At 63.4% G+C, this 15,456-nt stretch carries 7 protein-coding genes and 1 pseudogene; all 8 read right to left on the bottom strand.

The window, feature by feature from the left end:
* Window positions 1-7: 7 nt before the first annotated feature.
* A complete protein-coding gene (locus MC269_RS03850; RefSeq protein WP_239954059.1) occupies window positions 8-1,396 on the bottom strand; it encodes an efflux transporter outer membrane subunit in 1,389 nt (462 codons plus the stop codon).
* A 3-nt stretch (window positions 1,397-1,399) separates the two neighbouring features.
* A complete protein-coding gene (locus tag MC269_RS03845; protein ID WP_239954057.1) occupies window positions 1,400-4,501 on the bottom strand; it encodes a multidrug efflux RND transporter permease subunit in 3,102 nt (1,033 codons plus the stop codon).
* On the bottom strand, window positions 4,498-7,707 hold the full coding sequence (locus tag MC269_RS03840) for an efflux RND transporter permease subunit (RefSeq protein ID WP_239954055.1): 3,210 nt from the start codon (window positions 7,705-7,707) through the stop codon (window positions 4,498-4,500). The genes MC269_RS03845 and MC269_RS03840 overlap by 4 nt, the downstream gene beginning before the upstream one ends.
* Window positions 7,704-8,933 (bottom strand): MdtA/MuxA family multidrug efflux RND transporter periplasmic adaptor subunit, encoded by a 1,230-nt coding sequence (locus MC269_RS03835; protein ID WP_239954054.1) that lies wholly within the window; start codon window positions 8,931-8,933, stop codon window positions 7,704-7,706. The genes MC269_RS03840 and MC269_RS03835 overlap by 4 nt, the downstream gene beginning before the upstream one ends.
* Window positions 8,934-9,079: 146 nt before the next feature.
* A complete protein-coding gene (locus tag MC269_RS03830) occupies window positions 9,080-10,477 on the bottom strand; it encodes an efflux transporter outer membrane subunit (RefSeq protein WP_239954052.1) in 1,398 nt (465 codons plus the stop codon).
* Window positions 10,467-13,604 (bottom strand): annotated as a pseudogene (locus tag MC269_RS03825) (efflux RND transporter permease subunit). Before MC269_RS03825 ends, MC269_RS03830 begins: the two are co-directional and overlap by 11 nt.
* 9 nt (window positions 13,605-13,613) lie before the next feature.
* Entirely contained in the window at window positions 13,614-14,750 is a 1,137-nt protein-coding gene (locus MC269_RS03820; RefSeq protein WP_081140925.1) for an efflux RND transporter periplasmic adaptor subunit, read from the bottom strand.
* Between the two features lie 177 nt (window positions 14,751-14,927).
* Window positions 14,928-15,116 carry a hypothetical protein gene (locus tag MC269_RS03815; RefSeq protein ID WP_081140996.1) on the bottom strand — a complete coding sequence of 63 codons (189 nt, stop codon included), beginning with the start codon at window positions 15,114-15,116 and terminating at the stop codon, window positions 14,928-14,930.
* Window positions 15,117-15,456 lie beyond the last annotated feature (340 nt).

Raw genomic sequence — 15,456 nt, 5'->3', positions numbered from 1 at the left:
GCGAGAATTAGGGCGTCATTTGCCAGCCGCCGCCGAGCGCGGCGATCAGCGCCACGCTGGTGACCCACTGCGTGCTCTGCAGGCTCAGCAGGCTCTGCTGGGCGCTCAGGCTGCTGGCCTCGGTGGTGGCGACGTCAAGGTAGTCGATCATCCCCGCCTCATACTGGTTGCGCGTGACGCGCGCCGATTCGCGTGCGGCATCGGTGGCGCGCTGCTGCGCATCCATCTCGCTGGTGAGGGTGTTCAGCTCCACCAGATCGTCCTCGACTTCCTGCATCGCCGTCAGCACCGCCAGGCGATAGCTGGCGACGCTGGCGTCATACGCGGCGCGCGCCTGATCCACCTTCGCCGAGGTGGCGCCGAAGTCGAGCAGCGTGCCGCTCAGATCGGGGCCGAGCGACCAGACGCGATAGGGCAGCGAGAAGAGATTGTGCAGCGCCGAGGCGCTGGTGCCGCCGCTGGCGCTCAGCGTCAGGTCAGGATAGTAGCCGGCGATGGCCACGCCGACCGCGGCATTGGCGGCGGCGACGTTGCGCTCGGCGTAGGCGATATCGGGCCGGCGCTGCAGCAGCTGCGACGGCAGCGCCTGCGGCACCTGCGGCAGCGACGCCGTCAGCGGCGCCGCCGGCAGGCTGAATTCAGCCGGGGTTTTGCCCAGCAGCAGCGCAATGGCGTGCTCAAGCTGGGCGCGCTGCCACTGTTCGTCAAGCGCCGAGGCGCGAGCGCTCTCCAGCTGCATCTGCGCCTGCGCCAGGGTGGCGCGCGACTCGCTGCCGGCCTGATATTTGTTTTCGATCACCTTCAGATAGCGATCGTAGGCCGCCACGGCCTGCTGATAGCGCGCGATCTTCTCATCCATAATGCGCAGCTGAAAATAGTCCTGCGCCAGCTCCGACTGGGCGCTGAGCGTCACGTTCGCCAGTTCGGCGGCGCTCGCCTGGGCGCTGGCGGCGTTCTCCTCGCGGGTGCGGCGCAGTTTGCCCCACAGATCCAGCTCCCAGCTGGCGCTCAGCTGCGCCGAGTTGCTGTTGGTGGTGCTGCGCGCGCCGCTGGTGGTGGAGCGGGTGCCGCTGCGCGTGCCGCTGACGTCGTAGCCGAGCGTCGGGAAGAGCGCGGCGCGCGACTGCGCCGCCAGCGCCTGGGCTTCGCGGTACTGCGCGGCGTAGCTGGCGACGTTCTGGTTAGAGATGCTGACCTGGCGCAGCAGGCTGCTCAGGATGGGATCATGATAAACCGCCCACCACTCGCCCTTGTTCTGGTCATCCTGCGGCGTGGCACGCTGCCAGCCTTTGGCCTCTTTATAGTGCAGCGGCACGCTGGCCGAGGGACGCTGATAGTCGGGGCCGACGGCGCAGCCGTTAAGCAGCAGCAGTAAAGCGAGAGAGATTTTTTTCATCGATCAAGATTCCGCATGGCGCAAACGGCGCCACTGACGTTGGGTGGCGCGACTCAGACGGTCGAACCAGAGATAGACCACCGGCGTGGTAAACAGGGTCAGCAGCTGGCTCAGCGCCAGGCCGCCGGCAATGGCGATGCCGAGCGGGCTGCGCAAATCGGCGTCGCCGCCGCTGCCGAGCGCCAGCGGCAGCGCGCCGAAGAAGGCGGCCAGCGTGGTCATCATAATGGGACGAAAACGCATCAGGCAGGCCTGGGTGATCGCCTGCTGCGGTGAGAGCCCAAGCCGGCGTTCGGCGTCGAGCGCAAAGTCGATCATCATAATGGCGTTCTTTTTCACGATGCCGATCAGCAGGATGATGCCGATCAGGGCGATCACCGTCAGCTGGGTGTTGGTGAGCAGCAGCAGCAGCAGCGCGCCGACGCCCGCCGACGGCAGCGTGGAGAGAATGGTCAGCGGATGCACATAGCTCTCATAGAGCACGCCCAGCACGATATAGACCGCCGCCAGCGCCGCGACGATCAGCCAGGGCATGGTCGCGGTCAGCTGCGCAAAGGCGGCGGCGGTGCCGGCGAAACCGGCCTGGATGCTGGAGGGCAAGCCGAGCTTCGCCATCGCCTGCTTGATCAGCGCCTGCGCCTGTTCCAGCGAGACGCCGTCGTTGAGGTTAAAGGCGACGGTGCTGGTGGCGGACTGGCCCTGATGCGCCACCGACAGCGGCGCGTTGCCGGTGGTCAGGGTGGCGAAGGCAGAGAGCGGCACCCGATCGCCGCTGTCGTTGATGACGTAGAGCTGCTGCAGGATCGCCGGGTCGCGCGTGTAGCTGCTGTTGAGCGACATCACGACGTGATACTGATTCAGCGTGTGGTAGAGCGTCGCCACCTGGCGCTGGCTGAAGGCGTTGTTGAGCATGGTGTCGAGCATCTGCACATTGACGCCGAGGCGCGTGGCGCGATCGCGATCGATATTAATCACCACCTCCTGGCCGCCGGTTTGCGAGTCGGAATCGACGCTGTTGAGCTGCGGGATCGCCGCCAGCGCCGCCTGCACCTTCGGCGTCCAGGTGCGCAGCAGATCGAGATCGTCCGCCTGCAGGCTGTACTGGTAGCTGGCGTTGGCGCTGCGCCCGCCGATATGCAGATCCTGCGCCGCCATCAGAAACATCTGCGCGCCAGCGATATGGCTGGTCTTCATGCTCAGCCGGTTAGCCACCTCGGTGGCGGTGGCGTCACGCTGGTCGAGATCCTTTAGCCGCACAAAGAAGTTGGCGCTGTTGCGCGAGCCGAACATGCCGCTGCCCATCGAGGACATCACGCTGTCAACCGCTGGATCGGCTTGAATGATTTTGGTGAACATCAGCATTTTCGGCTTCATCGCCTGGAACGAGATGTTCTGATCGGCGCGCAGCGCGCCCATCAGCAGGCCGGTATCCTGATTCGGGAAAAAGCCCTTCTGCACCACGGTATAGAGAAACAGATTAAGCAGTACGGTGAGCAGCAGGCTGACTATCGTCAGCTTCTGGTGGCGCATCACCCAGTCGAGCCCGCGCGCGTAGGCGGCCAGCAGCGCGTTGAGCTGGTTCTCGATAAACTGATAGAGCGGATGCGGCCGTTGGCTGACGCGCGGTTTGCGCTTCAGCAGCCGCGAGCAGAGCATCGGCGTCAGGCTAAGCGAAACGAACATCGAGATCAGCAGCGACACGGTGAGCGTAATGGCGAACTCGCGGAACAGGCGGCCAACGATGCTGCCCATCAGCAGAATGGGAATAAATACCGCTATCAGCGACACCGTCATCGACAGCACGGTAAAGCTCACCTCGCGCGCGCCGCGCACCGCCGCGCGCACCGGCCCTAAGCCCTCTTCGATATGGCGCGTAATATTCTCCAGCACCACGATAGCGTCATCCACCACGAAGCCGGTGGAGATGATCAGCGCCATCAGCGACAGGTTATCGAGGCTGTAGCCAAGCAGATACATCACCGCGCAGGTGCCGATCAGCGACACCGGCAGCGCCAGCGCCGGGATCACCACCGCCTGCAGGTTGCGCAGAAAGATAAACACCACGGCGATCACCAGCAGCACGGCGATCAGCAGCGTCTCTTCGGTGTCGTAGAGCGAGGCGCGCACCCCAGGGGAACGGTCGATCACCACTTTGAGCTGCGTATCGGCGGGCAGATCTTTCTCCAGCGCCGGCAGCTGCGCCTTAATGGCGTCGATGGTGTCGAGCATATTGGCGCCCGCCTGGCGCTTGATGCCGATCATCACCGACGGCGCGGCGTTAAGGAAACCGGCCTGATACTGATCCTCCACCGAGTCGTAGACGGTGGCGACGTCATGCAGCCGCACCGCCTTGCCATCCTGATAGGTCACGATCAGATCGCGATACTGCGCCGCCTTGTCGAGCTGGCCGTTGCTGTCCACCACCCAAGACTGGCTGCTGCCCTGCAGCATCCCCTTCGGCAGGTTGGTGGTGCTGTTGGCGATGGCGCTGCGCACGGTATCCAGCGAAATGCCGTAGTGCGTCAGCTTCTGCGGCTGCAGGTCGATACGCACCGCCGGCAGCGCGCTGCCCATCAGCGAGACTTCACCCACGCCTTTGACCTGCCCCATCGCCTGCTCAATCTTGCTCTCGGCCAGATCGTAGAGTTCGCCGGGCGTGCGCGTCTCCGAGGTGAGCGCCAGCATCACGATCGGCGCGTCAGAGGGGTTGGCTTTGCGGTAGGTCGGCAGCGACTCCATGCTGCTCGGCAGCAGGCTGCGCGAGGCGTTGATCGCCGCCTGCACGTCGCGCGCCGCGCCGTTGATGTCGCGGTCCAGCTCAAACTGCAAAATAATGCTGGAGGATCCCTGCGAACTGCTGGAGGTCATTTCGGTAATGCCGGCGATCTGCCCCAGCGCGCGCTCCAGCGGCGTCGCCACCGTCGCCGCCATGGTTTCCGGGCTGGCGCCGGCAAGGCTGGCGCTGACCATAATGGTGGGGAAATCGACCTGCGGCAGCGGCGCCACCGGCAGCAGCCGGTAGCCGAGCGCGCCGAGCAGCAGGATCGCCAGCGTCAGCAGCAGCGTGGCGACCGGGCGGAAAATAAACAGCCGCGTCAGGTTCATGATTCGCCCCGCGACCGCTGCTGACGACGTTTCACCCAGGCGTTGCCGCGCTGCGCGATGGCGTCAAACCAGAGATAGATCACCGGCGTGGAGAAGAGCGTCAGCACCTGGCTGACGATCAGCCCGCCGACGATCACCAGCCCCAGCGGCTGACGCAGCTCTGCGCCCGAGCCCGACGCCAGCATCAGCGGCAGCGCGCCGAGCAGCGCTGCCATGGTGGTCATCAGAATCGGCCGGAAGCGCAGCAGGCAGGCCTGATGGATCGCCTCGCGCGGACTGAGATGCTGCTTGTTCTCCGCCTCCAGCGCAAAGTCGATCATCATAATGGCGTTCTTTTTCACGATGCCGATCAGCAGGATCACGCCGATCAGCGCAATCAGGCTAAATTCGCTGCCCGCCAGCAGCAGCGTCAGCAGCGCGCCGACCGCCGCCGACGGCAGGGTCGAGAGGATGGTTACCGGATGGATAAAGCTCTCGTAGAGAATGCCCAGCACCACGTACATGGTGAGCAGCGCGGCGAGGATCAGCCACAGCGTATTGCCGGTGGCGCTCTGGAAGGCGGAGGTTTCGCCCTGGTAGCGCAGCGTGATGCTCGACGGCATCTGCAGCTGCTGCTGCACCTCGGCAATCGCCTTCTGCCCATCCTCCAGCGAGTAGCCGCTGTTGAGGTTAAAGGAGATCATCACCGCCGGGAACTGATTGAGCCGCATATGCATCAGCGACCCGGCGCGCTGGTGAATGGTGGCGACCGAGGTCAGCTTCACCATGCCGCTGCTGGTGCTGTCGCTGGCGGAGGTTGACGTTGAGGACGACGTTGAGGTCGAGGTCGAGGTCGAATCGGAGGTTGAGGACGAACTCGACGACGTGCTGTCGCTGGTGGCGGGCTGCAGATAGACATCCTCAAAGGAGGCGGGCGACTGCTGATAAGCGGGCGCCACCTCCAGCACCACGCGATACTGGTTCGACTGGGTGAAGATGGTCGACACCAGACGCTGGCCAAAGGCGTTGTAGAGCGCGGTATCCACGTCCGAGGCGGTAATGCCGTAGCGCGCCGCTTTATCGCGGTTCAGCTCGACCCAGGCAACGCGCCCCTGATCCTGCAGGTTACTCACCACGCCGTTGAATTCCGGCCGCTTTTGCAGCGCCGCCACCAGCTGCGGCGACCAGGTCACCAGGTTTTCGCTGTCGGGGTCGTCGAGGGTGAACTGATACTGGCTCGGCGTCACCTGATCGTTAACCGTCAGATCCTGCGCCGGCTGCATATAGAGCTGAATGCCCGCCACCTGGGTCGCCGCCTGCTGCAGCTGTTTGATCACCACGTCGGCCTTGTCGTCGCGCTGCTCAAACGACTTCAGATTGATTTGCAGCCGTCCGCTGTTGAGGCTGGTGTTGTTGCCGTCGATGCCGATGGTAGAGGAGACGCTCTCCACCGCCGGGTTCGCCAGCACCACCTTCGCCAGCGCCTGCTGACGCTTCGCCATTTCGCTAAAGGAGACATCCTGCGACGCCAGCGTAATGCCCTGGATCAGCCCGGTGTCCTGGGTCGGGAAGAAGCCTTTCGGCACCACCATATAGAGCAGCGCGGTCAGCGCAAAGGTGGCCAGCGCCACCAGCAGCGTCAGCTTCTGGTGGTTGAGCACCACCGTCAGCAGCCGATCGTAGCCGCGGATCAGCCGGTCGAACAGCTCACCGCCCTTGCGCGCAAAGCGCGACTGCTTCTCCGGCGGAATATGGCGCAGCAGGTAGGCGCACAGCATCGGCGTCAGGGTCAGCGACACCAGCATCGACACCAGAATCGACACCGCCAGGGTAATGGCGAACTCGCGGAACAGCCGTCCCACCACGTCACCCATAAACAGCAGCGGGATCAGCACCGCAATCAGCGAGAAGGTCAGCGAGATAATGGTGAAGCCGATCTGCTGCGACCCTTTCAGCGCCGCCTCCATCGGGGTTTCGCCCTCCTCCAGCCGCCGCGAAATGTTTTCAACCACCACGATGGCGTCGTCGATGACGAAGCCGGTGGCGATGGTCAGCGCCATCAGCGACAGGTTGTTCAGGCTAAAGCCCGCCAGATACATCACGCCGAAGGTGCCGACCAGCGACAGCGGCACCGCCACGCTGGGGATCAGCGTCGCCGCCACGTTGCGCAGGAACAGGAAGGTCACCATCACCACCAGCGCGATCGACAGCATCAGCTCGAACTGCACGTCGCTGATCGAGGCGCGAATGGTCTGGGTGCGGTCGGAGAGAATGGTCATCTTCACGCCGTCCGGCAGCGCGGCCTGCAGGGTCGGCAGCGCCGCCTTGATGTTGTCCACCACCTGAATCACGTTGGCGCCCGGCTGGCGCTGCACGCTGATAACAATCGCCGGACTGCTGTTGGCCCAGGCGGACTGGAAGCTGTTCTCCGGCCCCTGTTCGATATGGGCGATATCCTTCAGGCGCAGCGCCGCGCCGTTCTGGTAGGTGAGGATCAGGTTGCCGTACTCGTCGGCGGTGCGCAGCTGATCGTTGGCGTCGATGGTGACCGAGTGATATTTGCCGTCGAAGCCGCCCTTCGAGCCGTTGACGTTGCTGTTGCTAATCAGCGTATTAACGTCTTCCAGCGTCAGATGATGGGCGGCGAGCGCCGTCGGGTTCATCTGCACGCGGATCGCCGGCTGATGGCCGCCCGCCAGCGTCACCATGCCGACGCCGGAGATCTGCGACAGCTTCAGCGCCACGCGGGTATTGACCAGATCCTGCACCTGAGTCAGCGGCAGGTTATCTGAACTGGCCGCCAGGGTGATCACCGCGCTGTCCGCCGGGTTGACCTTTTTATAGGTCGGCGGATTGGGCAGATCGCTCGGCAGCAGATTATTAGCCGCGTTGATCGCCGCCTGCACTTCCTGCTCCGCCACGTCGAGCGAGAGATCGAGGCCGAACTTCAGGGTAATAATGGAGGAGCCGCTGGAGCTGGTCGAGGTCATCTGGCTCAGCCCCGCCATCTGCCCCAGCTGGCGCTCCAGCGGCGAGGTGACTGACGATGCCATCACGTCGGGGCTGGCGCCGGGATAGAGCGTGGTGACCTGAATCGTCGGATAGTCCACCTGCGGCAGCGCCGAGGTAGAGAGAAATTTATAGGCGAAAATACCGGCGACCAGCACGCCGACCATCAGCAGGATGGTGGCGACCGGGCGCAGGATAAACAGGCGTGACGGATTCATTTTGCCTCGGCGGTTGCGGTCGGTTGCGTCTCATCCGCCAGCGCGACTTTGCTGCCGTTGGTCAGGCGATCGATGCCTTCGGTCACCAGGCGGTCGCCAGGCTCGACGCCCTTCAGGATCGCCTGCTTGTCGTCGCCGAACGCCGGGCCGGCGGAGACCGCTTTGCGCGTCACGGTGTTGTCTTTGTTGATGACAAAGACAAAGCTGCCGTCGCTGCTCAGCTGCAGCGCCTGCGACGGGATCACCGTCGCCCCTTTCAGGGTGGTGGTCTGCAAGCGCAGATTGACGAACTGGTTGGCGTAGAGCGACTCATCCTCGTTGGCAAAGGTCGCCTTCAGCGCCACGGTGCCGGTGCTGGTGTCGATCTGGTTGCTGATGAACCGTACCTCGCCCTGCGCCAGCGCGCGGCTGTTGTCCTGGTCGAACGCGGTGACCGGCAGCGCCTGGCCGTTGTGCAGCGCCTTGATCAGCTCGGGAATATTGCTCTGCGGCACGCTAAAGGTCGCGGCGGCGGGCTGCATCTGGGTGATGGTCACCAGGCCGGTGGTGCTGGAACTTTGCACCATATTGCCCGGATCCACCAGCCGCAGCCCGACGCGGCCGCTGACCGGCGCGGTGATGCGCGCATACTCGATGCTCAGCTTCGCGCTGGCGATCTGCGCCTGATCGGCGGCCACCGCGCCGCGATACTGGCCGACGGTGGCAGTCTGGGTGTCGAGATCCTGACGCGCCAGCGAGTCCTGCGCGTAGAGTTTGCGGTAGCGCGCCAGCGTCAGCTCGGCGCTTTTCAGCAGCGCCTGGTTTTCGCTCAGCTCCGCCTGATACTGATTCAGCGTCGCCTGGAAGCTGCGCGGATCGATCTGCGCCAGCAGCTGGCCCGCCTCGACCTTCTGCCCTTCGGTGAAGTAGACCTTCTCCAGCTGGCCGTCGACGCGGCTGGTGACGGTGACGCTGGCGTTGGGGATCACCGTGCCGAGCGCGTTGAGATAGACCGGCACGTCGGCGGTGGTCGCCACGCCGCTGTGCACCAGGGTGGCGCCGCCGCCCATCATCGCCATGCCCGGCGGTCCGCCGCGTCCGCCGTGACGGCCGCCGGGCGGCATGGCGCCCTGCCCTTTGCCGAACGGCAGCACGCGCCAGACGACGCCAGCAATAATCACAATCAGGATTAACAACAGCAGCCATTTAAGCCAGCGGGAACGGGAAGAGCGGGACGCATTAGTCATGATTAACATCTTGCCAGGAGTAAAAAGGAAAAAAATCCTCTTTTTTTCAGGGGATTATTGAGTCTCTGAATTATCACGTCGCGTATTATCCGCGAAAGCGCGGCTATTTTTCCATCGGCAAACCGTAAGGGTTTCGTTAAGAAAAATCAGGCTTTCCAGCCGCCGCCCAGCGCTTCATACAGCGTGATTTTCTGGTTTAGCTGGCCCAGACGCGCGGCGATCCACGCCTGCCGCGCGCTGTAGAGCGAACGCTGTGCCACTAACACATTCAGATAGTTGTCAACGCCTTGCTTGTAGCGCAATTCAGAATAGTCGTAATCGCGCTGGTTCGCCGCCACCTCTTTTTGCAGGGCCGCCAGCTGATCCTGCCAGGTGTCCTGTCCGGCCAGCGCGTCGTTCACCTCTTTAAACGCGGTCTGGATCGCCTTCTCATAGTTAGCAATCTCGATGCGCTTCTCGATATGGGCGATATCCAGGTTGGTCTGATTCACGCCGCCGTCGAAGATCGGCAGGTTGATAGAGGGCACAAAAGACCAGGAGGCAGTGCCGCCCTCCAGCAGATGCCCCAGCGAACTGCTGGTCGAGCCGCCCGACGTCGTCAGCGAGATGCTGGGGAAAAAGGCGGCACGCGCCGCGCCGATATTGGCGTTGGCCGCCTTCAGCGTATGCTCGGCGGCGATAATATCCGGGCGGCGCGTCAGCAGATCGGACGGCAGGCCCGCCGGCGTCGCCGGGAAGTCCCAGCGGCTGTTCAGCGTGGCGTTTTTCAGCAGGTCGACCGGCAGATCGGCGCCCGCCAGCAGGCGCAGCGCGTCGACATCCTGGCGCACCTGGCGCGTGTAGCTCGCCACATCCGCCTCGGCGCTGCGCACCGTGCTCTCCGCCTGCGCCACGTCGAGATCGCTGCTGACTCCGCCGCGATAGCTGAGCTGCGTCAGCTGGTACGATTTCTGCTGGCTCTGCGCGGTCTGCTGCGCCAGGTGCAGCAGATCGTTATCGGAACAGAGCGTCAGCCAGGCCGACGCCACCTGGGCGATCAGCGAGATACGCGTGGCGCGCTCGGTCGCCTCGGTGGAGAGATACTGCTCCTGCGCCTCGTTGCTCAGGCTGCGCAGACGGCCGAAGAAGTCGAGCTCCCACGAGGTGACGCCCAGCCCGGCGTTCAGCTCGTGATAGGTCACCGCGCCGGTGGTTTTGGTGTTGTAGAGATTGGCCGGCTCGTGCGCCGAGGTCTGGCTGGCGGTGGCGCTGATCGACGGCAGCAGCGCGGCGCGGTTGACCTGCACCGTGGCGCGCGCCTGCTCGACGTTGAGCGCCGCGACGCGCAGGTCGCGGTTGTTTTGCAGCGACAGCGCGATCAGCTGGCGCATGCCGGCGTCGGTAAAGAAGCGCTGCCACGGCAGATCCGCCACGTTGCCGACCGGCGTCGGCTGGTCGTAGCGCGTCTCTACCGGCATCGCCGGACGATGGTATTCAGGCTGTAAACTACAGCCCGCCAGCGCGGCGACCAGCGGCAGCAGCGTCCAGCGAACATTAACGATCATGATTGACTTCCTCAGCGGCCGCGCCTCTCTTCTTACGCGAGAAGAGCTGCGCCACCACCACATAGAACATGGGAACAAAAAAGATGGCGAGGAAGGTGGCGGTAATCATGCCGCCCGCCACCGCCGTGCCGATAGAGTGCTGACTGCCCGCGCCCGCGCCGTTGGATATCGTCAGCGGCAGCACGCCGAGAATAAAGGCCATCGAGGTCATGATGATGGGACGGATACGCAGCCGCGCCGCCTCGACCGCCGCCTCCACCAGGGTTCGGCCTTCGCGCTCGTGCAGCTCTTTGGCGAACTCGACAATCAGGATGGCGTTTTTCGCCGCCAGCCCGACGGTGGTCAGCAGCCCGACCTGGAAGAAGACGTCGTTCTGCAGGCCGCGCAGCAGCACCGCGCTGATGGTGCCGAGAATGCCGAGCGGCACCACGAGGATCACCGACAGCGGGATCGACCAGCTCTCATAGAGCGCCGCCAGGCAGAGGAATACCACGAGGATCGAGATGGCGTAGAGCTGCGTGGTCTGCGAGCCGGACGCCTGCTCCTCATAGGAGATGCCGTACCACTGCACGCGGAAGCCTTGCGGCAGCTTCGCCGCGATCGCCTCGACCGCCTTCATCGCCTCGCCGCTGCTGTAGCCCGCCGCCGGCGAGCCCTGGATCTCCTCTGCGGTCATGCCGTTGAAGCGCTCAAAGTGCGGCGAGCCGCTGACCCATTTGCCGCTGGCGAAGGCGGAGAACGGCACCATGGTTCCGCTGCTGTTACGGAAGTACCACTTGTTGAGATCCTCCGGCGTGACGCGCGACGCCGCCTTGCCCATCAGATAGACCTGCTTGACGCGGCCGTTGTACATAAACTGGTCGATATAGCTGGAGCCCCAGGCCACCGACAGCGTGTTGTTGATGTCAGTCATGCTGAGGCCAAGCGCGCTGGCGCGTTCGTCGTTGATCTCCAGCTGGAACATCGGCTCATCTTCCATACCGTTCATGCGCACCTGCGCCAGACGCGGATCCTGGTTCGCCAGCTGCACGAACTGATGGGTCGCGTCCATCATCTGCTGATGGCTGTGGCCGGCGGTATCCTGCAGATAGAAGTCGAAGCCGGTGGCGTTGCCCAGTTCCATCACCGCAGGCGGCACCATGGCGAAGATCTTCGCGTTCGGGTAGCTGGCGAAGTGGGCGCTGATGCGCGCCGCCAGCGCCTTGACGCTCTGACTGCTCTGCGTCCGCTCGCTCCAGTCTTTGGTGCGCACAAAGGCCATGCCGCTGTTCTGCCCGCGCCCGGCGAAGTTAAAGCCGTTGACGCCGAACATGGTGGTCACCACCGAGGCTTCGTTCTTTTGCAGATAGTCGTTGAGGTCGTTCAGCACCTGCTGGGTGCGCTGTGACGAGGCGTTCACCGGCAGCGTCACCTGCACCATCATCAGCCCCTGATCTTCATCGGGCAGAAAGGTGGTCGGCACGCGGGTGAAAAGGAAGCCGGTGACGCCGACGATCGCCAGATAAACCAGGATAAACAGGCCGCGCCGCGAGATCACCTTGCTGACGCCGCGCTGGTAGTGCAGCGTGCCGCGGTCGAAGTAGCGGTTGAACCAGCCCGCGAGGCCGGTGGTTTTATGCTCCGCCGAAGCGCGCTTCAGCAGCGTGGCGCAGAGCGCCGGGGTGAAGATCAGCGCCATCAGCACCGAGAGCGCCATCGCCGACACGATGGTGATTGAGAACTGGCGATAGATCACACCGGTCGAGCCGGAGAAAAAGGCCATCGGCAGCAGCACCGCCGAGAGCACCAGCGCAATGCCGAACAGCGCGCCCTGGATCTGCTGCATCGACTTAATGGTAGCGGCCTCGGGATCGAGCTGCTCTTCGTGCATCACGCGTTCGACGTTCTCCACCACCACGATGGCATCATCCACCAGCAGCCCTATCGCCAGCACCATGCCGAACATCGTCAGGGTGTTTACGCTGTAGCCGAAGGCGGCGAGAATGCCGAAGGTGCCGAGCAGCACCACCGGCACCACCATGGTGGTGATCAGCGTGGCGCGCAGGTTCTGCAGGAAGATCAGCATCACGAAGAAGACCAGCACAATCGCTTCGATCAGGGTTTTCACCACCTCTTCGATCGAGGCGCTCACCACCGGCGAGGTGTCGTAGGGATAAGTGACCTCGACGTTGTCCGGCAGCGCATCCTTCAGCGAGGCGATGGTGGCGCGCACCGCGTTGGCGGTGTCCAGCTCGTTGGCGCCGGTGGCCAGCCGCAGCGCGATGCCGGCGGAGGGTTTGCCGTTCATAATCGAGTCGATGGTGTAGCTCTGCGGCCCCAGCGCCACGCTGGCGACATCCTTCAGGCGGATCTGCGCGCCGTCGCTGTTGACCTTGAGCAGCACGTTTTCAAACTGCTTCACCGTGGTGAAGCGCGACTTGCCCAGAATGGTGGCGCTGGTTTTGGCGTCGGGAATGGTCGGCAGGCCGCCGAGCGAGCCGGACGACACCTGCACGTTCTGGTTGCTGATGGCGGTGCTGACGTCGCTCGGCATCAGGTTATATTTGTAGAGCTTCGCCGGATCGAGCCAGATGCGCATCGCATACTCCGAGCCCAGCACCATAAAGTCGCCGACGCCTTTGGTGCGCGAGATGGGATCCTCCAGCTTCGACACCAGCATATCCGCCAGATCGCTGTTGCTCAGCTTGCCGTCTTTCGAGATCAGGCCGATTACCATCATGAAGTTTTTCTGGGATTTGCGGATGCGGATGCCCTACTGGGTGACGTCGGAGGGAAGCTGCGACTCGGCCAGCGAGACGCGGTCCTGCACCTGTACCTGCGCGATATCGGGGTTGATGCCCTGATTAAAGGTGGCGATGATCTGCGCGCTGCCGTCGCTGGCGCTGCTCGACTCGAGATAGCGCAGGCCGTCCAGCCCGTTAAGCTGCTGCTCGATCACCTGCACCACGGTGTTTTGCGTGGTTTCCGCGCTGGCGCCGGGATAGGTTACCGAGATCGACACCGCCGGCGGCGAAATATCGGGATACTGATTCACCGGCAGGTTCAGCGCGGCGATGGCGCCGACCAGCATCACGATGATCGCCACAACCCAGGCGAAAATCGGACGCTTGATAAAGAATGTAGACATGACCTCTCCTTACTGGGCCGACGGATCGGTCATCGACAGGCTGACGCTGCCTGCGTCAGGCGTATCCTGGGTGGTGGCAGCCACGGCCTTGACCTTGCTGCCGCTGCGCACGCTTTGCAGACCATTCACGATCACCTGCTCGCCGCTCTTCAGGCCGCTGTTCACCAGCCAGTCCCCTTTCACCATCTCGCCGGTGGTGATGCTGCGCTGTTCGACGCTGCTGTCCCCTTTGACGACGTAAACATAGGGCTGCCCTTTGGTGTCATGCATGATCGCCTCCTGCGGCAGCAGAATGCCCTGCTGCTGCACCCCCTGCGGCAGAATGGCGTGCACGTACATGCCGGGCAGCAGCTCGTTATGCGGATTGGGGAAAACGGCGCGCAGCACCACGGTGCCGGTGGTTTCGCTGACGTTCACCTCAGAGAAGGCGAGCTTGCCCTCCAGCGGATAGGCGCTGCCATCTTCCAGCTGCAGCTTCACGGCGGCGGTGTTGTCGTCTACCTTTGCCAGCTTGCCCTGCGCCATGGCGCGACGCAGGCGCAGCAGATCCGCCACCGATTCGCTGACGTCGACGTAGATCGGATCGAGCTGCTGAATAGTGGCGAGGTAGTCGCTCTGGCCGTTGGTCACCAGCGCGCCGGCGGTCACCAGCGAACGGCTGATATGCCCGGCGATCGGCGCTTTCACCAGCGTATAGTCGAGATTGACTTTGGCGGTCTCGACGTCGGCTTTGGCGGAGCGCTCGGCGGCGACGGCGTCGTCATAGGTTTGCTGGCTGATGGCGTGCGCCGCCGCCAGCGGCTGATAGCGCTTCACCACCATGGCGTCGTTCTGCCAGCTGGCCAGCGCTTTGTCATAGGCCGCTTTATAGGTGGCCGGATCGATCTGGTAGAGCGGCTGCCCCGCCTTCACTTCGCCGCCTTCGGTAAACAGCAGCTTCTGCACCACGCCGCTGACCTGCGGGCGCACCTCCGCCGTTTTCACCGCGTTAGTGCGGCCGGGGAGCTGCGTCAGCAGGGTCACGGGCTGGCTGTTTACCGTGGTGACGCCCACTTGCGGCACGCTGGAGGCCGCAGGCTGGCCGCCTCCCTGATCGCAGGCCGCCAGTAAAAACACCACGCTGGCAGAAAGGAGTTTCAGGCGCATAGTTCTTCTCACCATAAGCAGGTGAAAGTAATGAGAGTGATTACTCTCAGAAGGAGAACTATTGTAGGGAGAGGTGGATCAGGAAGCTGTTAAGGTTGCGTAAAATATATTTTCCAAACGATAACCCTAAACCTTTCGTGCGGCGATCCCGCACGTTTCGTTCAGGATCGGGCCAGCTTATCCCTGAGGGATGATGCCGCGACGACGCAGCTCGCGCCGCGCCAGCTCTTTCAGCCAGCAGCCGAGCGTGACGTTTTCCGCCTCGGTGAGCTCGCGCAGCTGCTGGTGCAGCTGTGGCGGAATGCGCAGTTGAAACGCAGCGGATTTCCCCTCGCCGCGCGGCGTTCGATCTTTGGTTTTCGGCATAGGTTCTTCCATCAGCGATAAAACGCCTTTTGCGACGCTACCCACGCCGCAAAAGGCTGGCGATCCGTTATGGAATGCGGCACAACGTTTCGTTGCAGGTAGCCTGCCACAGCGGCGATTTTTTTATACACGGCAAAGCGTTAAGAGCGGGTTAAGAGATGTGAGCAGGTGGCAAACCGGTAACAGCAGGCAAAAAAAACCCACGCATCCGCGTGGGTTGGTGCAATAAACAGGGTGGATTATCCTTGCGGATATCGCTGCCTGGAGCAGCGCGTTTTCGCACCTATCAATACCTCTGGGAGCGCTATACTCGCATGCGGCGTCAGGACAAAACAGCGCG

This window comes from Pantoea sp. Z09, from assembly GCF_022394795.1.
Lineage (GTDB): Bacteria > Pseudomonadota > Gammaproteobacteria > Enterobacterales > Enterobacteriaceae > Pantoea > Pantoea latae.
This window is presented reverse-complemented; position numbering and strand designations above follow the sequence as displayed.